This is a genomic window from Cyanobium sp. CH-040 (assembly GCF_024346135.1).
GTDB lineage: Bacteria > Cyanobacteriota > Cyanobacteriia > PCC-6307 > Cyanobiaceae > NIES-981.
Window position 1 is genome coordinate 1 of sequence record NZ_JAGQCJ010000023.1, and the last position, 18,872, is coordinate 18,872.

At 59.8% G+C, this 18,872-nt stretch carries 15 protein-coding genes and 1 riboswitch; of the genes, 12 read left to right on the forward strand and 3 right to left on the reverse strand.

What is annotated here, in order from left to right:
- Nucleotides 1-187 precede the first annotated feature (187 nt).
- Nucleotides 188-1,174, reverse strand: coding sequence for a helix-turn-helix domain-containing protein (locus tag KBY90_RS15120; protein WP_254969369.1), 987 nt, complete (start codon nucleotides 1,172-1,174; stop codon nucleotides 188-190).
- Between the two features lie 600 nt (nucleotides 1,175-1,774).
- Here KBY90_RS15120 and KBY90_RS14480 point away from each other — a divergent pair.
- From KBY90_RS14480 to KBY90_RS14525, 11 genes are all read left to right on the forward strand, one after another.
- A complete protein-coding gene (locus KBY90_RS14480; RefSeq protein WP_254969370.1) occupies nucleotides 1,775-2,389 on the forward strand; it encodes a MotA/TolQ/ExbB proton channel family protein in 615 nt (204 codons plus the stop codon).
- A 109-nt stretch (nucleotides 2,390-2,498) separates the two neighbouring features.
- Nucleotides 2,499-2,906 (forward strand): biopolymer transporter ExbD, encoded by a 408-nt coding sequence (locus KBY90_RS14485; RefSeq protein WP_254969371.1) that lies wholly within the window; start codon nucleotides 2,499-2,501, stop codon nucleotides 2,904-2,906.
- 29 nt (nucleotides 2,907-2,935) lie between these two features.
- Nucleotides 2,936-3,970, forward strand: a complete 1,035-nt coding sequence (locus KBY90_RS14490; protein ID WP_254969372.1) for an iron ABC transporter permease — start codon at nucleotides 2,936-2,938, stop codon at nucleotides 3,968-3,970.
- A 232-nt stretch (nucleotides 3,971-4,202) separates the two neighbouring features.
- On the forward strand, nucleotides 4,203-5,159 hold the full coding sequence (locus KBY90_RS14495) for an iron ABC transporter permease (RefSeq protein WP_254969373.1): 957 nt from the start codon (nucleotides 4,203-4,205) through the stop codon (nucleotides 5,157-5,159).
- Between the two features lie 41 nt (nucleotides 5,160-5,200).
- Entirely contained in the window at nucleotides 5,201-6,010 is an 810-nt protein-coding gene (locus KBY90_RS14500; protein ID WP_254969374.1) for an ABC transporter ATP-binding protein, read from the forward strand.
- A 609-nt stretch (nucleotides 6,011-6,619) separates the two neighbouring features.
- Nucleotides 6,620-7,435: a TonB family protein gene (locus KBY90_RS15200; protein ID WP_396122607.1), complete on the forward strand. Its 816-nt coding sequence runs from the start codon at nucleotides 6,620-6,622 to the stop codon at nucleotides 7,433-7,435.
- A 634-nt stretch (nucleotides 7,436-8,069) separates the two neighbouring features.
- Nucleotides 8,070-10,532, forward strand: coding sequence for a TonB-dependent siderophore receptor (locus KBY90_RS14505; protein ID WP_396122606.1), 2,463 nt, complete (start codon nucleotides 8,070-8,072; stop codon nucleotides 10,530-10,532).
- Nucleotides 10,533-10,536: 4 nt separating this feature from the next.
- The gene (locus tag KBY90_RS14510; RefSeq protein ID WP_254969376.1) at nucleotides 10,537-11,550 is read left to right on the forward strand and encodes an iron-siderophore ABC transporter substrate-binding protein; all 1,014 of its coding nucleotides are present in this window, start codon (nucleotides 10,537-10,539) and stop codon (nucleotides 11,548-11,550) included.
- Between the two features lie 2 nt (nucleotides 11,551-11,552).
- Nucleotides 11,553-11,924 (forward strand): DUF1636 domain-containing protein, encoded by a 372-nt coding sequence (locus KBY90_RS14515; RefSeq protein WP_254969377.1) that lies wholly within the window; start codon nucleotides 11,553-11,555, stop codon nucleotides 11,922-11,924.
- 307 nt (nucleotides 11,925-12,231) lie between these two features.
- Entirely contained in the window at nucleotides 12,232-14,067 is a 1,836-nt protein-coding gene (locus tag KBY90_RS14520) for an ABC transporter ATP-binding protein (protein WP_254969378.1), read from the forward strand.
- A gap of 804 nt (nucleotides 14,068-14,871) precedes the next feature.
- Nucleotides 14,872-15,732 carry a transglutaminase family protein gene (locus tag KBY90_RS14525; protein ID WP_254969379.1) on the forward strand — a complete coding sequence of 287 codons (861 nt, stop codon included), beginning with the start codon at nucleotides 14,872-14,874 and terminating at the stop codon, nucleotides 15,730-15,732.
- A gap of 4 nt (nucleotides 15,733-15,736) precedes the next feature.
- On the opposite strand, the gene KBY90_RS14530 is transcribed toward KBY90_RS14525, so the two are convergent.
- Nucleotides 15,737-16,816, reverse strand: coding sequence for a sirohydrochlorin chelatase (locus tag KBY90_RS14530; RefSeq protein WP_254969380.1), 1,080 nt, complete (start codon nucleotides 16,814-16,816; stop codon nucleotides 15,737-15,739).
- 25 nt (nucleotides 16,817-16,841) lie between these two features.
- Nucleotides 16,842-17,012, reverse strand: a riboswitch (cobalamin riboswitch).
- 641 nt (nucleotides 17,013-17,653) lie between these two features.
- Between KBY90_RS14530 and KBY90_RS14535 the strand changes: the two genes are divergently transcribed.
- On the forward strand, nucleotides 17,654-18,559 hold the full coding sequence (locus tag KBY90_RS14535; RefSeq protein WP_254969381.1) for a cation diffusion facilitator family transporter: 906 nt from the start codon (nucleotides 17,654-17,656) through the stop codon (nucleotides 18,557-18,559).
- A gap of 10 nt (nucleotides 18,560-18,569) precedes the next feature.
- Here the strand turns inward: KBY90_RS14535 and KBY90_RS14540 are convergent, their stop codons facing one another.
- On the reverse strand, nucleotides 18,570-18,872 hold the full coding sequence (locus KBY90_RS14540; RefSeq protein ID WP_254969382.1) for a hypothetical protein: 303 nt from the start codon (nucleotides 18,870-18,872) through the stop codon (nucleotides 18,570-18,572).

The window sequence follows — 18,872 nt, forward strand, 5'->3', positions numbered from 1 at the left end:
CGCGAACGGCGCCATTCAACGATCGGTTACCTCAGCCCAATCGACTACGAGCAGCAGTTCGTCGCTGCCCGTACACTCACCCTTGTGAACCCCTGAGGCCTGTCCACGAAATCGGGGGAACCCCAGAGAGTCCCTCGACCAAGCAAGGTCAAGCGTCCTTCCCCTGCCGTGATCGGTTTACTGGGACCTACGCCACACACCGCTGCCCAATCTGGTAAGCCTTTGGGCTGACTCCAAACCGGCGACGAAAGGCACCGCTGAAGGCGGTGGGACTGGCGTACCCAACGGCCGCAGAGACAGCGGCGATCGAGTACTCCTGGGCCAACAGATGCCTGGCCCGCTCAAGTCGGTGCTGTGTGAGGAAGCCGAAGACCGTGGTATCAAAGACCTGGCGAAAGCCTTCCTTGAGCTTGCGATCGTTGAGCCCAACCTGGCGCGCAAGGGCGATCAGGGAAGGTGGCGTCTGCAGGTTATCGACCAGCAGTTGCTGGGCCTGATAAATGCGTTCGCGATCATCTCGACTCAGCGCAGGTGATACCAAAGGCGACTCCTGAGTCGCATCGATAAAGAGAGAGAGCAATTCCAAAGACTTAGCCTCGAGATAGAGTGTCCTGGTGACCCCCTGATAGGGGCAGCAAAGCATTTGCTGAAGAGATAGATGTATGGAGCGCGACATTCGCACCGGAGAAGTGGGCATAAGCGGAGTATCACCGACCAGCAGCCGCGCGAGATCCGCTGGCAATGAATCATCGGCTTGCCCCACCAGGCCTCTGAGAACAGAAAGGTCGATGTGAATATCGACTGCCAGACAGTCCTGTTCGGCGTATTCCGTCCACAGGCCAGGCTCACAGCAAGCGGGGGCTATGAACAGCTGTCTCGATTGGTAGTTCTGGCTTCTGTTGTAGGAGGTGCGATACGAGAGGCCGAAGATAAACTCTACACAGTCTGAGGCGCCAGCCTTGTACCTACAGATAATATCTTCCTTGAGGCGGTACTGATGAATTGTCAGGGATATGCCACTTGGTAGTTCAATGTCACGTTTATGGCCTGTACCCAGCCAGTCCGGAAATGTCAGGGTCTGATCTGTGCCACTGCTAATGAGCTCAGGTTGAGTTTGCTGGACATGCTCGCGAAGCAAATGACGGAGCTCACCGTCTTCGAAGGTGAACGTCACAGCGAAGGAAGCCTATCGGCAGTCATCTCTAATTGGGCGATGCCGACCCGATCAGATCCGGCCTGGCGCCAGTGGCGCTCCTCAGCAGACCTGAGCATGCCGAACAGATCAAAAGTCAGCGGTCTCGTTGCCCATGGGGTTCGATGATTCAGTTCGTCCAAGGAGCATTCGCGGATTTCACCTTCACAGAGAGCGGCATCCGGCGGCCCGAATCCCAGACACTCAAGGCTTGCTGAGCTGTCATGACACTGCCACAATCCAAGCAGGTCAGCATCAACCTGCCGAGAGCATGGCGCCGGTGGTTGACTTCCCGGTTGGCAGACAACCAGACAAGGTACGAAGCCCAAAGGGATGGGATGCAGGCACAACATCGAGCTCATCAGCAGCAGAGCCAGAAAGCAATCTGCGGTGTCAACACACTATTACCAGTAGCGATCCCTGCTTGCAGTGAAAAAGTCACCAGGGGTCGTGCTTCTCGCTACGTGGCTCTGTCCATTTAGGACTTGAAGTCACTTGACATAGTGCCGAGGGCAGGATTAATGCTGAATGGATTCGTAACTTGAAGCTTTGGGACCCATTTTTGCGGCAGGAGGCATCGTCATGTGGCCACTGCTGACATTTTCCGTTGTGGCCATCGCCCTGGTCATCGAGCGCTCCCTCTTCTGGTTTCGCATCAGCCGTCGTCAGCGCCCGGTGATGCAGGAGATTTTGCGCACCTATCGGCAGGCTCCGATGGATGTGTTCCTTAAGTTGCGGAAGCACGTCAACCTGCCTACCGCCCGCATCTTTCTTGAAGCCCTGGAGATTGATGGGGCCAGTCCCAAGCAGTTTCACCTGGCCTTGGCCAGCGCCATGCAGGCCGAACTGCCCCACCTGCGCCGCTTCAGTACCGTCTTTTCCACCATCATCAGTGTTGCGCCGCTGCTGGGCCTGCTCGGCACCATCCTCGGTCTGATCCGCTCCTTCGCTGCTCTGCAACTGGGCGACCTGACGACCAACACCGGGGCCGTGACCGGCGGTATCAGCGAAGCCTTGGTGTCGACGGCAGCGGGACTGGTCGTGGCAATCGGCACGTTGCTGTTCGCCAATCTGTTTCGTGGCATCTACAAACGCCAGGTGGCGCTGATCCAGGAGTACGGCGGCCAGCTGGAGATTCTGTACGAGACCCACTACCAGCGCAGGAGCAAACTGCAAGAAGAAATGCTGTTGGGCTAGATGGCTGAGTGGGTGAGATCTGTCTATGGCAGTAGATATCGTAACGCCTGCTTGTCCCAAATAACCAGTCACGCCCCTTTTGCCCACCCTTCCTCAATCTCGAGACGCCATGTTGTATTTCCCCGAAGAGCACGAAGACGAGTTTGAACTCAACATCATCTCAATGATCGATGTCATCTTTGCGATTCTGACGTTCTTCATAATCTCCAGTCTGTTCCTGACTCGCTCCCAGTCGCTACCGGTGAACCTGCCCAAGGCATCGAGCGCTCAGCCCCAGCAGCGCACGCGAATTACCGTGACCGTGAAGGAGTCTGGGGCCATTGCCCTCAACCGCGAGGCGATCGCACTGACCGACCTGCAGACTGCCGTGCGGGAGCTGATGGGCAGTCCCAGGCAATCGGTGGTGGTGATCCACGCCGATGAGGCTGTCAACCACGGGCGGGTTGTGGCTGTGATGGATGAACTGCGGGCGATCGAGGGGGCGACTCTCGGCATTTCCACCCAACCGCAGAACTAGATGGCCAGCGGATCTGGATTGGCTTGTGAATGGGTCTGGAGAAGGCGATGGTGCGATCGCAATCCTTAGCCCGATCCCAATCGCCTGCTCTGCTCATCCTGGGGCTTGGGTTGTGCTGCCTCCTTTTACTGGGCTGTCTCTTCGGCAGCGTATTGCTGGGTGCTGTGGACATTCCTCCTCCCACGGTGCTGCAGGCCCTGTTTCGATTTGATGGCTCCACCGAGCATCTGATCATTCGCACAGTGCGACTGCCCAGGGCGATTCTCGCGGTGGTGGTGGGGGCGGCATTGGCCGTAGCGGGGGCGATCACCCAGGGATTGTCGCGTAATCCCCTGGCCGCACCAGACATTCTGGGTATCAACATGGGCGCGTCGCTGGCCTTGGTGTTGGCGATTTTTCTGTATGGCGGCGGCGATCACCATGTGGGTTTCGCCTTTGGGGGGGCGGCCATCTCTGCCCTCACTGTCTACTGGCTTGGTTCCCTGGGCCGCAGCGGTCTGACACCGCTCAAGCTCGTGATCGCCGGATCTGCCATTGGCTATCTGCTCAGTTCACTCACCTCCGGCATTCTCATCCTCAGTCAGCGCACACTCGATGAGATTCGCTATTGGCTTGCCGGGTCGTTGGCAGGGCAGGATCTCGACACCATGCTGTCTGTCTTCCCCTACATCGCCGTGGGTCTGGTGGCTTCCTTGGCCCTGGGGCGAGAGTTGACACTGATGAGCCTGGGCGAGGATGTGGCCCAGGGACTGGGCATGAAGACCGCCTGGGTGAAGGTGGGGGCAGCGATCGCGGTGGTTCTGCTGGCGGGCAGCGCTGTTGCCCTGGCTGGGCCGATTGGTTTTGTGGGCCTGGTTGTGCCCCACGTGGTGCGGTTTCTGGTGGGTGCGGACTACCGCTGGATCGTGCCCTATTCGATGATTCTTGGCGCCATCCTGCTCTCGGTGGCCGATCTCGCCTCCAGGCTCGTGATTCGACCCCAGGAGCTCCCGGCCGGAATCATGACCGCCATCGTGGGCGCGCCGTTCTTCATTCACCTCGCGCGATCAAAGATGAAGCGTTAAGACTTCTGGAGATGGTGGATAGTCCTTCCACCTTTCACACCCCGCGGCGTTACGCGAACCCATTCCAGCCCCGTATCCACTTACCCGATCCTCCACCACTCGTCCGGGCCTGCAACAGCCACCACAGCCGCCTCCCCCCATGTCCATTGCCAAACCCTGGATCGCCATTCGCCCGCGTCGGCTTCCCCTGTCGTTTCGGGTCGATCGCCGGGTGCCTGGCGTGCTGGTGGTGATGGCATCACTCACCCTTGTCTCCCTTCTCTTCAACGTGAGTCAGGGAGAGTACCCGGTGCCGTTTCTGGAGGTGGTGAAAGCGGTTCTGGGTTTTCCTTCCACCCCCGACTATGACCTTGTGGTGAACACCTTGCGTCTTCCCCGCGCTCTGGTGGCTCTGCTGGTGGGCATGGGGCTGGCGACGGCGGGAACGATCCTGCAGGGCCTGACCCGCAACCCCCTGGCCGCCCCGGAGATCATCGGCATCAATGCGGGGGCGAGTCTGGTGGCGGTGGCCCTGATTGTGGCCCTGCCCCAGGTGGGGACAGCCTGGCTGCCTCCGGCCGCCTTTCTCGGCGGGCTGGGCACGGCGGTGGCGATCTACCTGCTGGCCTGGAACGGTGGCAGTTCCCCCATGCGGCTGATCCTGGTGGGCATTGGCCTGACGGCTCTCACCAGCACGCTCACCAGCCTGATGATCACCTTCGGAGAACTGGATACGGTGAGCCAGGCGCTGATGTGGCTGGCGGGAAGTGTCTACGGGCGCAGCTGGCCGCAGCTGGGGGCCCTGCTGCCCTGGCTAGTCCTGTTTCTGCCGCTCAGCCTGGTGCTGGCCCGGGATCTCGACACCCTGAATCTGGGTGACAGCCTGGCCCAGGGCCTGGGCAGCCGGGTTGAGTGGACCCGCGGCCTGCTGCTCCTGTGCAGCGTGGCGCTGGCGGGAGCTTCGGTGGCCACCGCCGGCAACGTGGGCTTTGTGGGGCTGATGGCACCCCACCTCGGACGGCAGCTGGTGGGTCCATCCCACGCCGGTCTGATCCCGGTGGCCGCTCTCACCGGGGCCTGCATTGTCGAAGTGGCAGAGATCGTGGGCCGCCTTGCCTTTGCGCCCATCGAACTCCCCTGCGGACTGATGACCGCCGTGATCGGTGCGCCCTACTTCCTGTGGCTGCTCTATCGCACCCGCAACCAATAGCACCTGAAAGGTCTTGCCAATACTCCTCCTCAAGACACCCCATGAGCAACACGGCCACACCCATCGCCCTCACCACCCGCACGCTCACCCTGGCGTACGCCGGCAACGTGATCATCAAGGGTCTCGACCTGGAGGTTCCTCAGGAGCAGATCACCACCCTTGTGGGACCGAACGGCTGTGGCAAGTCCACGCTGCTGCGGGGCATGGCGCGGCTGCTCAGGCCTCTCGGAGGAGCTGTGTACCTCGATGGCGAGGCCATCGCCCGTCTGCCCAGCAGAACCCTGGCCCAGCGCCTGGGGATCTTGCCCCAGAGCCCCGTCGCCCCGGAAGGGCTCACCGTGCGCGAGCTGGTGGCCCAGGGCCGCTACCCGCACCAGAGCTGGCTGCGGCAGTGGTCGAAGGACGATGCGCAGCAGGTGGAGGAGGCGATCGCCACCACCCACCTGCACGACTTTGCCAACCGCCCTCTCGACAGCCTCTCCGGCGGCCAGCGCCAGCGGGCCTGGATTGCCATGGCCCTGGCCCAGAACACCCAGACCCTGTTGCTGGATGAACCGACGACCTATCTGGATCTGGCCCACCAGATCGAGGTGCTGGATGTGCTCTACAGGCTCAATCGCGAGGGGGGCCGCACCATCGTGATGGTGCTCCACGACCTGAACATGGCCTGTCGCTACAGCCACCATCTGGTGGCCCTGCGCAGTGGCCAGCTGATCGCCCAAGGACCACCCTCAGAGGTGGTTACCGAAGCGATGGTGGAGCAGGTGTTTGCCCTCAGAAGCCGCATCTTCACCGATCCAGTGTCGAACACGCCGCTGTGCGTGCCCATCAGCCAGATGGCGGAGCTGTAGATGACGTCATTCTCTGGCCAAACAAAACCACAGGTCTTGGCGAGGCCCCGAGGATCATCCGGAGTACGCACCATTGAGGCTCCCTGGTCAACACCCCAGACGGGAGGCATTGCCGATCACCCCAGGCCATGGGGTTCACCGTGATGTCTCTTCGCTGAAGCAAGCCGTTTTCCCCGTTTGTCCGGTCACGTTTCCATGAGCCTTTCCGAGATCTGCGTTCAACAGCATCAGCACGAGCAGAGCAAACTGAAGCGGCTGCTGCTGTGGGGGCTCTTCGGCTCCGTGGCAGCCCATGGCATCGCTCTTGGCCTCAGTCAGTTCAAGCTGTGGCAGGACCCGGCTGATGAGCTGGAGCCCATTGAACTGATCGTCGCCGAACCCCAGACACAGCCAGTGCCGGATCCTCCTGAGCCCGCCAAACTCAGTACCCAGACGAATGATCCAGCGGCGGCAGCGGCCAGCGCTCCACCGCCCGCGGCGGTGATGACACCGTCCACCACCATGTCGCCTCCCGTGCAGCCGGTTGCCCTCGACACTCCCGAACCGCTCACCGACACCCAGGCCGAATCAGCCATCGAGGAACCGCAAGGCACCGTTGATCCTGACGCCATGGTCACGGAACCCACGGCATCGCAGTCCGGGAGCCTGCGGGATCTGTTTCAGCGCCTTCGCGAGTCCCAGGGGGGCTCAGGCAGCAGCCCATCGGCGACTGCAGGCGGCGGCAGAGTGCCCAATGCGGCCGCTGGATCCGGCCCTGGGGGTGCGCCGTTACGCACTGCCAGCAATGGGCGCGGTCGGGGACAGGGATCGCGAACGATTGCCTGTGAGAACTGCGTCCGCCCCGACTATCCCCAGAGCGCCCTGGCTGCAGGAGTCGAGGGGCAGCCCAAGGTGAGTGTCGACATCAACCCCGACGGCAGTGTGCGCAGTGTGACCCTCACCCGCTCCAGCGGCAATGCCGCGATCGACCAGGCTGCGATCCAGGCCGCACGCCGCTCACGCTTCCGTCCGGTTTCAGGCGGGGCCAGCGTGCCCATCGAATACGACCTGAGCATCGAAGGGTCACGCCGCCACCGGGAAGCTCGCCGCCGCGGCGAACGTCAGGCGGTGAATCTGGCCCCTGATCCCACCTCCACCGCAGACACGGAAGCAGCGCCTGCCGCATCGGCACCACCAGCATCCCCCACACCCTCAGCGCCCTCAACCAGTGGTGATGAGACATCCCCCTCAAGGCCGACAGCCCCTCCGGTCTCGTCAGAGCCCAGAGTTCCAGCGCCGGCGGTCCGAGAACCAGCATCTGCTGCCGCTCCGGCAGCTGTTCCCACTTCAGCGCCTGCTCTCGCTCCAGAACCTGCCCCGCCGGCACCAATGCTCAATTCACCTGAGCCTGTGGAGGAACTCCCTACTTCCCCAGCAGATCCCTGACATGAACTGCCTGGGAAAAGGCGCTGATCAGCGACTGCTCGGCACTGAAGCAGGAGAACATTTCACACTCCTTGATCTTCTGAAGAACAGTCTCCACGCTGACCACGCATGTGGATGCTCTCCCATGCAGCAGTCCAGGTGCTGAAATGCGGTTGAGCACGTTTCTGCACGTGACGCCACTGAGACGATCAGTCCTGCGTGCGCGGAGAGTGAGTTCAAGGCCTCCTGCTTGACACACAATTGACGGCTAAAGATCCGAATCCCCACAGCACGCGGCGCATTCCACAGCAAAGCGCATTCCTTGACCGATTTTGGCCGGGGGCTGAATCTGTAACAGCCTCACCTTGCTCAGCTCAGGTATCAGGTGCCTGCGGAAAGCGGAAGGAGACCGGCTGAAAGTCAATAGAGGAAGGCAGCTCCCAAGAGGACATTGACAGTGCACTGTTAGCGAGTTTTAGGCCGTGACTTCGTAGGTATATCCGCGTGGATTCCCCTCTGTCTTGTAGCAAGAAATACATCCTCTCAGGCCAGACAGCACAAAGACCTGCGCCCTGCATCACGCCATCAACGGGCAACAAAGTGGTGTGATTGAGAGGGTTTTGCCAAGGGCCAGATGGGGTTTCAATTGCAGAGGATGGTGTTCTTGGCGGGATGGCTCCTGCTGGCGCCGATGGCGGCTCAGGCTGAAACAGCGTCGTCTTTGAGAGAGGTGCCGAGCAGTGGCAAAGCGGCGAATCTCAAGCTGGCCCAGGCAGCCATGCGCATCACCGGTGTGCGTGTGGAGACTGACGGAGATGGGCTGCGGCTGATGATCGATGCCGCAGGGATGCTGGCAGAGCCTTCAACTTCAGTCGTTGGCAACGCGCTGGTCGCTGAGATTCCCAATGCGGTGCTGTCGCTGCCCGATGGAGGCAACTTCGAACAATTCGGACCAGCCCAGGGCATTGCTCTGGTGAGCATCAGCAACGAAGCCGGGAACAGGGTTCGGGTCTCGATTACAGGCAGCGATGGGCCGCCCTCGGTGGCTTTCAACAGTGGAGCATCGGGACTGGTGCTGGCCATTACCCCGAGGCAAGATCTGGCTACGGGAGATGATGAGTCAATCCGCATTGGTGTAACGGGCGAAGGCGATGAGGGCTACGCACCTCGCGATTCCAGCACCGCAACCCGCACGGATACAGCTCTGCGTGACATCCCCCAGTCCATCCAGATAATCCCCCGAGCGGTGATCGACGACCGGGATGCACGGGAATTGGGTAATGCGCTGGAAACAGCGGCATCGGTGGCAGATAACGGCGGACGGGGGCTGAGCGTGTTTGGCCCTGGCTTTCTCATTCGCGGCTTTGAGAACCGAGGCGGCATCTTTCGCGAAGGGGTCGAAGCATTTAGCTTGGGGCCGCTGAGTACGGCTGACCTCGAGCGGATTGAGGTGCTACGCGGACCTGCCTCGGTGCTGTATGGCCGGGGTGAGCCTGGTGGCATCATCAACTTGGTATCCAAACGCCCGCTGAGTGAACCGTTTTACAGCGTTTCAGCGGGGGCAGGTAGCTTTGAGAGCTATGACGGAGCGCTTGACCTGTCTGGGCCGATCACGAACGATCGCAGTCTGCGCTACAGGCTAAACATTTCCTACAGAGATTTCGGCAGCTTTCGCAACAAGGTTGATGGTGACGAGCTACTAGTCTCACCAATCATCACCTGGGATATCACCCCGAATACCTCTCTTGATTTGTACGGGCAGTACACCAGGAGTCGCGAAACAATTGACGAAGGATTAGTGGTGGGGAGCAGAGGCATTATTAATCTACCCCGCGATCGCTTTTTTGGCGAAGAATTCAGCGAGTTTTCCCAGGATCAATTCACATTGGGCTATCGGTTGAAGCATGAGACTGGCGATCGCCTTACACTCCGGCATAGCCTTAGCTATCAGGAGTACTCGCCTGAACGATATGCTCCTTTATTTGATTCCCTTGACGAATCCACTGGACAGCTAGAACGTCTAGCCTACTTTGCGGGCGGCATCTATCAGCGCTTCTTTACTAATGCCGAAGCAGTAGCGCGTTTCAATACAGGTTCTGTCTCACACCAAGTGCTGCTTGGCGTTGAGTATCGCAACACACGAGAAAAACCTGAGTTTCAGTTCAGCAACCTCTACGATCCAATCAACATCTTTGATCCCGTCTACTCTCGGACACCCTTCGACATTAAGCCGGAGTTCTTCAGGGATGACACGATTAAAACCCTGGGCATTTACCTGCAAGATCAAATTGACATTTTACCCAACCTCAAGCTGCTGGCCGGGGTGCGCTATGACATCGCTGATCAGTTCCGCACGACCCGGGATATTGGTGAGCCCCGGGACGAATTCAAGCAGACAGACAGCGCGTTTTCGCCTCGCTTTGGAATCGTCTATCAACCAATTGAGCCCGTATCTCTCTATGCCTCTTACACCACTTCGTTTCAACCATCATTTGGAGCAAGTCGCAATCTCGACGACTCAACGTTTGATCCAGAGTTTGGACGACAGTTTGAAGTCGGGCTGAAATGGGATATTTCTGATCGATTGACATTTACGACGGCACTATTCGATATTCGACGTCAGAACGTACAAACTCCTGACCCCGACGATCCGGAGTTTACGGTGCAAACCGGTGAAGTCACAAGCAGAGGCTTGGAACTGGGTCTAGGCGGAGAGATCCTGCCTGGCTGGAATATCACTGCCAACTACAGCCTGCTAGATGCATTTGTCAGCGAAGACAATAGTATTCCAGTGGGCAACAGCTTGGCCAATGTGCCGGATAACCAATTCAGTCTTTGGAGTACCTATCGATTCCAGGAGGGTTCACTGGAAGGACTGGGTTTTGGTCTTGGGCTCTTTTATGTCAGTCAACGAGCCGGCAACTCAGACAATAGCTTTACCTTGCCAAGTTACTTCAGAGCCGATGCCGCACTCTTCTATCAGCGCAACAACTGGCGCGCCCAGCTGAATGTTGAAAATCTGTTCAATACCCGCTACTTCACATCGTCTGATCAGTTTTTGGGAGTAACTCCAGGGGCACCTCTGACAGTGTCCGCCAAGATCAGCGTACAGTTCTAGGAAGGTGAAACAGATTCGTTTGCAGTTGCTGCAAGCTCGAAGCATCTACGTGGCAATGGCACTATTGACACTTGGGGTGATCGTTGCCTACCAGAGAGACCTGCCCAAGCTCGAGCAAAGACTAGCCTGCGTTCAAGTGGAGCACATCGCTGGGAGAACCTGTGTGCCTGAAAGCTTTGAGCGGTTGGTGACCCTGGATGGGGTGACGTATGAATATTCGATCGCAGCAGGTCTCTCTCCCATTGCTACTTCCGTGAGCGATCTGCTCGATCACATGGCGGAGCAAGTGGCACAGACCGAACAAATTGGCCTGACTGGAGAACCCAACTTAGAGCAGGTGCTGTCCCTGAAGCCCGATTTGATTGTGGGACTTGATATCAATCAAGTGACCTACGCCCAGGCGACAGAGATTGCCCCGACATTAATGTTTTCCTTTGATCACAGTGGGCAATGGAAGGACGGTTTTCATCAATTTGCTCAAGCCTTGGGTCGTCATCACATCGCTCAGCAGGTGATGACTGATTACGACAGCCGTTTGGCAGATCTCAGACGACAGTTGGATGTTTCCTCAGCGTTGTCGCCGGATAAAGACTGGCATAGTTTAGAGATCTCGGTCGTGCGAATGTATCCTGACACTATTAGTCTCTATCTCAGGGACTCGTTTTCCGGCACCGTTTTACAGGATGTTGGACTGTCCCGTCCTCCAGCTCAGGATGTTGGAGCTGATGAGGCCAGGATGCTCTTCGACAACCCAATACAGAACAGAATCAGCCGTGAGCTTCTTGAAGAGGCAGATGGCGACGTGATCTTCCTCTGGACTGGGGAGAGCACCGCTGAGGCAACAGTGACGGCCCAGCATGAGGTTGAGGAGCTTCTCAAGGATCCGCTCTGGCGGCAGCTCAAAGCAGTGCAGGCGGGTCGTGTCTATATCGTCCCCAGCTACTGGATCGGCAGCGGCCCAATTGCCGCCAGTGCCATTCTCGATGACCTCATGACCTATCTTGTTAAGCCTTCTTAGACATGCCTGACCAATTGATTGTCTGCAAGAGCTGCGGGTTTTCTGAGAAAGAAGACAAGCGTATGGGCGAAACAGGGGGAGAGCACTTGCTCAGACACCTGAAGGAGCTCCATTCGCAGTGGTCCCGCCGAGATGAGTTGGCGATCGTCACAACGGGATGTTTGTGCATCTGTGACAATCCCTGCGCGATCGCCTATGTAGGCACAGGCAAATACACCTACCTATTTGCCAATATTGATCCGGCAACATCTGCCGACAACCTGCTCAGTGCCGCAGAACTCTACCTTGACAGTATGGACGGCATGGTCTCTGCCTATCGCCTCCCCTCAGATCTTCAGCTCTGCCGGATCGCCCGTATTCCTCCTGCCTCTTAAACTAAATCCAACATGAATGCAAGATAGGTCGTCAGAAACTCGCTTCTTGAATGATGTCATTGGCATTCCTTATTCAAGTGCGGTAGCTGATAGAGGCCGCTCCACCGCACTTGGCAATCTCTGAACCAGCACTACAAAGGCTCGCAATAATAAACATTCATCTCAATGAGGCTCACTTAAGGAGTCACAGGTCTGTTACTGCCTGGTCATAGGGCCAAGGTGCTGGCTTGTTTGGGTAGTCAATAAGGATATGGACGTCTCCTTTGCTTCTCTATAGCCCACTCCAGCTTGATACAGCGAGCAATCAATGCACCCATCCCGGTCACTTGTACGACTACTCAGCTATGCCAGACCCTATCAGGCGCAGATCTGGGGCGCAATACTATGCTCCATCTTTCGCACTCTGATTGATTTAGCTCCTCCATTTCTGATCGGGCTAGCCGTTGACGTCGTCGTTGAGCAAGAAGGCTCACTCATTGCTGGTTTCGGCATTCAAGACCCACTGGCACAGTTATTGCTGCTATCTATTCTGACAATCGTTGCATGGGGTCTTGAATCCCTAAGTCAATATCTATCAGAGAATCTTTGGCGCACACTTGGACAACACCTGCAACATGAACTGCGGGTAGATACCTACAATCACATGCAACAGCTGGACCTGGCCTTTTTTGAAGACCGTAGTACTGGAACGTTGCTATCTATTCTTAATGACGATATCAATCAGCTCGAGCGCTTTCTTGGCTCTGGTGCGGACGACGTGATTGGCTTTTTTGCGAGGGTCTTAGCTGTTGGGCTTAGTTTTATTATTCTAGCACCTGGAATTGCTTGGTTTGCCATTGTGCCCATTCCATTTATCTTATGGGGCACATTTCTTTTTCAGTCTCGATTGGGTCCACGCTACGATGCCGTTCGAAATCAGGCAGGATTAATTAGCGATCGGCTTGCAAACAATATTTCTGGTATTGCTACGATTAAGAGCTTTACTGCCGAAGACTACGAGAGCGATCGTGTATCCCAAGAAAGTAAGGCATATCTTCGAGGCAATCAGCGGGCAATCACATTGAGTGTGGCTTTTCAGCCTGTGTTGCGCCTGCTTATTCTCACTGGATTTGTGTTGACTTTATATCTTGGAGGACGAGAGGTACTCCTGGGTCAGCTAAGCGTTGGCACCTATGGCTTCATGGTTTTTATCGTTGAGGACTTGCTATGGCCCTTTACGGAATTGAGCGACATCATGGTTGAATATCAGCGTGCGATGGCATCGGTTCGCAGAGTTATGGGATTGCTGGATACCCCTGTTGCCATTCCTTACCGAACCTGCCCAGTAAGCCCTTCGGAACAGCGTTCCTTTCCCTTGGTTCCCATCAAGGGTGAGGTTGCGCTTCACGCAATCACCTTTGCTTACAACCAGCATCCTCCTGTCCTCAAGGATCTCTCCTTGTATATTCCTGCCAAAGCAACAGTTGGAATCGTCGGGGCTACTGGTTCAGGTAAAAGTACACTTGTAAAGCTTTTGCTGCGTTTTTATGACGTTCAGCAGGGTGCGCTCACCATTGATGGTACTGATATCCGAAAGATCAATCTAGTCGATCTGCGTCGTTGCATTGGCTGGGTCAGTCAGGATGTGTATTTGTTTCACGGTTCTGTTGCAGAAAATATTTCTTATGGCACTTTTGCTGCCACTCGTGAGCAGATCACTCAAGCAGCAAAACTAGCGGAAGCTCATGCTTTTATTGAGAGACTCCCTGAAAGTTATGACACTATTATAGGTGAAAGAGGACAGAAACTTTCTGGTGGACAACGGCAACGGCTGGCGCTTGCACGCGCCATCCTTAAGGATCCAGCCATTCTGATTCTTGATGAAGCCACCTCTGCAGTTGACAACGAAACTGAAGCGGCTATTCAGAAATCTCTTGATAAAGTCATACAAGGAAGAACTACCATTGCGATTGCCCACCGCCTTTCTACCATTCGCAATGCTGACTGTATCTTTGTGATGCAGAATGGCCAAATTTTAGAAAAAGGAACCCACGACGAGTTGTTACAGCTGTCCAGTGTCTATGCTGGGCTTTGGAGTCTTCAACAGGGCACTGGTTGTACTTCAACTACTTGTGCCGATGACAGAGCTGTTGATCCGGGATGAGGCAATCTTCTCAGTAGCAGCTTTCACTTGAGAGGCCACAGAGCATCGCTGCAGGGGCAATGCTGTCTATTGAATTTCTCCTCTGCCTAATTCGGGCCTTCTTAGAAAAGTCAGACTGCATACGCTACGGTGGATCTGAGCAGTTGTAGTCGGTGGAATGTATAAAATCCCCCATGTGTCGCCAATAAGCCGCCGAAAGGTCTCAAAAGGTATCGACGTGAGCCTCGTGATCAGCTCTCGTTCGAAGACTTAATCCTGCAATTTTGCGACAAACTCTCCGGTGACAACCAGGTGGATCAAGCCGGCAGGACTCATCCCCTTGAATGATCCGGAAGATGACTGCGCGCCGAAGTTCTGCAAGGACTTTTGAGCGGTCGTCACCCCATTTTCCAACACGCTCGCGTCGCTTTGATCATCAGCACTCGCTGGTCCTCGCAGACGAAGAACTCTTGCAGCAGATCAAGGAAGATGTCTATCTCCATTTCCGCTCTAATTGCCTTTCAGGCCAAGACACCGCTCACCTTTTTCAGACGCCGCTTACGTTTCTCAGGAGTCGCGAATTGCAGGACCTATTGCTTGTTGCTGAATAGCTAGCACTGGCGCCAATGGCGGCTCAGTCCAACATCGTTGGTTCCTCCATTGAGCCATGACACTCGGCAATCAGGCTTCACTTATTGCAGATTGGTCCTGAGTTCGAATCTCAGGCGTCCCATCTCTCCCGTTCGTGTTCGCTCGCAACGGCAGCCTGTGCTGAAGACGTGGTTGGCTGAGCCACAGGCAGGAGCAGCACGAGCCGTGTGTCCCATGCGCATCGAGGTGGAACACCGCACCACCTACCGCTACAGCCAGCCGGTGCGGCTGGGTCCCCACAGCCTGCGGCTGAGGCCGCGGCTCGAGGCCGGCATGCGGGAACTGCACTTCGCCCTGGCGATCGAGCCGGCTCCCAGCCTGCACTTCGATGCCTGCGATGCCGAGGGCAACCGGGTCAGCCGCCTGTGGTTCGACGCTCCCACCACCAGCCTGGAGATCGTCTCCCGCTTTGCCGTGGAGAGCGACGGCAGCGCCGGGAGGCTGGCCGCCGCTCTGGGCCGGCCCGCTGCCCTGCCCTCCGACCTGCCCTTCCACTACGCCCCCGAGGAGGCCACCGTGGTGGCCCCTTACTGCCGCACCGAGCCAGCGGCCGCTGCGGTGCGCGCCCTGGCCGAGCAGCTGGCGAGCCGGACCGGAGGCGATCCGCTGGCCTTCCTCGGCGCCCTCAACACCCATCTGCACACCCACATCCGCCGCGAGATCCGCGAGCTGGGCGCGGCCCACTCCCCCGAGCACACGCTGCGCACGGGCGTCGGCGCCTGCCGCGACCAGACCCTGCTGTTCCTCGCCGTGGCCCGCAGCCAGGGGCTGGCCGGCCGCTTCGTGAGCGGCTACCAGGACCGCTCGGCGCTGGCCACCGCGGAGCGCCACCTGCACGCCTGGCCGGAGGTGTATCTGCCCGGCCTGGGCTGGCAGGGGTTCGACCCCACCCGCGGCATCCCCACCGGAGCGGGCCATGTGGCGGTGGCGGCGGCCCGGGATCCCGCCGGTGCGATGCCGGTGTCGGGCAGCTATGCCGGAGCTGCCAGCTCCCAGCTCAGCTACGCGGTGCGGATCAGGGCCGGGGCTTCCTGAGGGATCAGTCCGCCGGTCTGAGGGTGCGTGGCCCGAGCGGATGCCCGGCATGGGGGTAGGGGGCGTGGTGATGCCCATGGGGATGCTGGTGACCCGGGGCCAGCGGCACGCCATCGGGCTGGCAGGCACCGGTGCACTCCCGCTCGCAGAGGGTGCAGGGCTCGTTCAGGCCCTCCACGTGGTGGTGGTGGCTGTGCTGGGGGGCGCCCACCTCGTGCTCGAAACCGAGCACCTGGGCCCGGTACTTGCACAGGGAGCAGTTCATCACGGCATCGCCGCGGATGGCTTCCTCCAGCCGCTCCCGGAAGGTGTCGACCACCAGGGGATGGTCGTTGAGGTAGCCGGCCTTGAGGAACTGCACCTCGGGGTGGTCGGCGGCCACCCGGTCGGTGTGCTGGTGGATGCGGCTCACCAGCACGCCGGAGAACAGGAAGTAGGGGAACACCACGATGCGGCGGAAGCCCAGGCGCACCACATGGCGCAGGCCGGGCTCCACCAGCGGGAACGTGACCCCGGAGTAGAGCGTCTCCCCCCAGCCGAAGCCGAAGCCCTCCACCAGCATGCGCATCACCTTGGTGACGTTGGAGTTGGCGTCGGGATCCGACGACCCCCGGCCCACAACCGCCAGCAGGGTGTCGCTGAGGGGCACGGGCCCGCCGGCGGCATCGGCGGCCTCCAGGGCTTCGCGCACCCGGGCGCCGGCGGCCTGGATCATCCTGCGGTCGATCCCCAGCTCCCGGCCGTACTGGATCTGCAGGCCGGTTTCGGCCGCGTAGGTGTTCAGCACCGAGGGGATGTCGTTCTTGGCGTGGCCGGCCGCGAACAGCATTCCCGGCACCGCCAGCACCCGGTTCACACCGCGTTCGCGCAGCCGGTCGAGGCCCTCGCGCAGGATCGGCCGGGCGAATTCGAGGTAGCCGTGCTCCACCGGCACCCCCGGCAGCCGCTGGCGCACGCCGTCGGCCAGCCGGGCGAATTCCTCACAGGCCAGACGGTTGCGGCTGCCATGGCCGCAGATCATCACGCCCACTCCGTCCAGGGCGCTGAAGTCGACCGGCGCTGGCGTCGCCGTGGGGGTGTGCATGGGCTCTGCCGGTGTCCGCGCCGGGTCGGAGGGGATGGGAACCGGCGAGCGTTCTGACTGAGGGGCCGGAGGACTCCGGCTCCATCACAGCTGCGGGACAGTGCCGGACTCGGAGCGGGACAGGCCCGCGCCTCACCGGACTTTCCTCGTTGCCTTCCGGGCGTGACCCGCGGAAACCGATCGGCCCCATTGTGCCGGTGGTGCGGTCAGGGCGACGGTCTGGTCAGCGTGGGCGTGGTCTGCGTGGGGGCAGCATGCACACAGCGAGGCCCGGGGCAGGGCCCCGGGCCTGAGCTGGCTGGCTGTCGGTGAGCTCAGCTGGGTGTGCCCTCAGCTGGGTGTGTGTTCAGCTGTGGGAGCATCCAGCTGGGTGTGCGATCGATCGAATCGCTGCTGGACTGGCCGCTGGTTGGTTGTGGATGGTGGTTGGTTGTGGATGGAGCTGGCTGAGGATGGCCCTGGGGCCGTGACTCAAGCGGGGCCTCCCGGTTGGTCCGGGGCACCTGGAACCCCTCCTGCAGATGGTGCTCGGGGAGGTGGTTCGTGAAGGCGGCGATGGGGCCGCGGTGGGGACGGTGCAATGGACGGCGACGACGTCACACGCCGGGGAAACCAGTGATCGAAGGAGACTGTTGGAGCAGGGTCCGAACCTCAGTGCAGTCCTTGGGTCTGGTTGTCTGGGCTTTGATCCATAGGCAGTCGTTTCCGGGTGCCTTCATCAGCACTGTCGTCAGGTGCCGCATCCCTGACAAGGTGATCCAGCGCACACGACATCGCTCTTCACGTTCCGAGACCCTCCTTCATCGTGGGGCGGGCCGGATGGCAGGTTGAAGGGCGATGTTCGATTCGGCCCGCTCCTTCACCCTGCTGTCGATCGGGGCCGCCACGGCCACGATCGTGCTCAAGCTGGCGGCCTGGCGGATCACCGGGTCGGTGGGCCTGCTCTCCGATGCCCTCGAGTCGGGGGTGAATCTGGTGGCGGCGCTGGCCGCCTTCTGGGCGCTCACCCTGGCGGCCAAGCCCGCAGACCGGGAGCACCCCTACGGCCACTTCAAGGCCGAGTACTTCGCCAGCGGCCTGGAGAGCGCCCTGATCCTGGTGGCCGCCGCCGCCATCGTCTGGGCAGCCCTGGGACGGCTGCTGGCGCCCCAGCCGCTGGAACAGCTGGGCGCGGGTCTGGCGTTCTCGCTGCTGGCCACCGTGCTCAACGGCCTGGTGGCCTGGCAGCTGCTGCGGGCCAGCCGGCGCTTCCACTCGATCACCCTGCGCGCCGATGCCCAGCACCTGCTCACCGACGTGTGGACCTCCCTGGGGGTCCTGCTGGCTGTGGCCCTGGTGAAGGTCACCGGCTGGCTGATCCTCGATCCCCTGATCGCCATCGCCGTGGCCCTGAACATCGTGGTGGTGGGCTTCAGGCTGCTGGGCGAGACGGCCTCCGGCCTGCTCGACCATGCCCTGCCCGAGGCCGAGCAGCGCCAGCTGGAGGATCTGCTGGCCGCCCACAGCGGCGACGGGGTCGCCGTGCACGCGCTGCGCACCAGGGTGGCGGGGTCGCGCCGCTTCGTGGCCTTCCACCTGCTGGTGCCGGGCAGCTGGAGCGTGCAGGCCGGCCATGACCTCTGCGAACGGATCGAGCGCGAGATCAGATCGGCCCTGCCGCGCACCGATGTGATCACCCACCTGGAACCGCTCGAGGATCCACGCGCCTGGCAGGACACGGGCTTCGGCTGGGACGACGCCTGAGCGGTGGAGCTCAGCTGCGCCGCAGCCAGGGTGGGGCGCCGCGGAACCAGTCGCCCAGGTCGTCCTCCCCGGGCCGGAAGCGGTCATCGGGCTCAGCCGAGCCCAGGTCGAGGTCGGCCAGCAGACGGTCGATGCCGTCGCCCGAACCCTGACCCTGCTGCTGACGCCGTGCCCGCCGCAGCCAGGAGGCCACGGTGCGGTCGCGATCGGCGAACTTCTGCAGGTACACCCGCTCGCCCAGGCTCACCGGCTCTCCGCCGGCGATGCGAGCCAGGATCGCCTGCAGCCGCAGGCGGGTCGTCGTGGACAACAT

Coding starts and splice junctions, on each gene's coding strand:
- KBY90_RS14480 (WP_254969370.1), top strand. CDS start 1,775: ATGTGGCCACTGCTGACATTTTCCGTTGTGGCCATCGCCCTGGTCATC.
- KBY90_RS14485 (WP_254969371.1), top strand. CDS start 2,499: ATGTTGTATTTCCCCGAAGAGCACGAAGACGAGTTTGAACTCAACATC.
- KBY90_RS14490 (WP_254969372.1), top strand. CDS start 2,936: ATGGGTCTGGAGAAGGCGATGGTGCGATCGCAATCCTTAGCCCGATCC.
- KBY90_RS14495 (WP_254969373.1), top strand. CDS start 4,203: ATGGCATCACTCACCCTTGTCTCCCTTCTCTTCAACGTGAGTCAGGGA.
- KBY90_RS14500 (WP_254969374.1), top strand. CDS start 5,201: ATGAGCAACACGGCCACACCCATCGCCCTCACCACCCGCACGCTCACC.
- KBY90_RS15200 (WP_396122607.1), top strand. CDS start 6,620: ATGGTCACGGAACCCACGGCATCGCAGTCCGGGAGCCTGCGGGATCTG.
- KBY90_RS14505 (WP_396122606.1), top strand. CDS start 8,070: ATGGTGTTCTTGGCGGGATGGCTCCTGCTGGCGCCGATGGCGGCTCAG.
- KBY90_RS14515 (WP_254969377.1), top strand. CDS start 11,553: ATGCCTGACCAATTGATTGTCTGCAAGAGCTGCGGGTTTTCTGAGAAA.
- KBY90_RS14520 (WP_254969378.1), top strand. CDS start 12,232: ATGCACCCATCCCGGTCACTTGTACGACTACTCAGCTATGCCAGACCC.
- KBY90_RS14525 (WP_254969379.1), top strand. CDS start 14,872: ATGCGCATCGAGGTGGAACACCGCACCACCTACCGCTACAGCCAGCCG.
- KBY90_RS14530 (WP_254969380.1), bottom strand. CDS start 16,816: ATGCACACCCCCACGGCGACGCCAGCGCCGGTCGACTTCAGCGCCCTG.
- KBY90_RS14535 (WP_254969381.1), top strand. CDS start 17,654: ATGTTCGATTCGGCCCGCTCCTTCACCCTGCTGTCGATCGGGGCCGCC.
- KBY90_RS14540 (WP_254969382.1), bottom strand. CDS start 18,872: ATGTTGTCCACGACGACCCGCCTGCGGCTGCAGGCGATCCTGGCTCGC.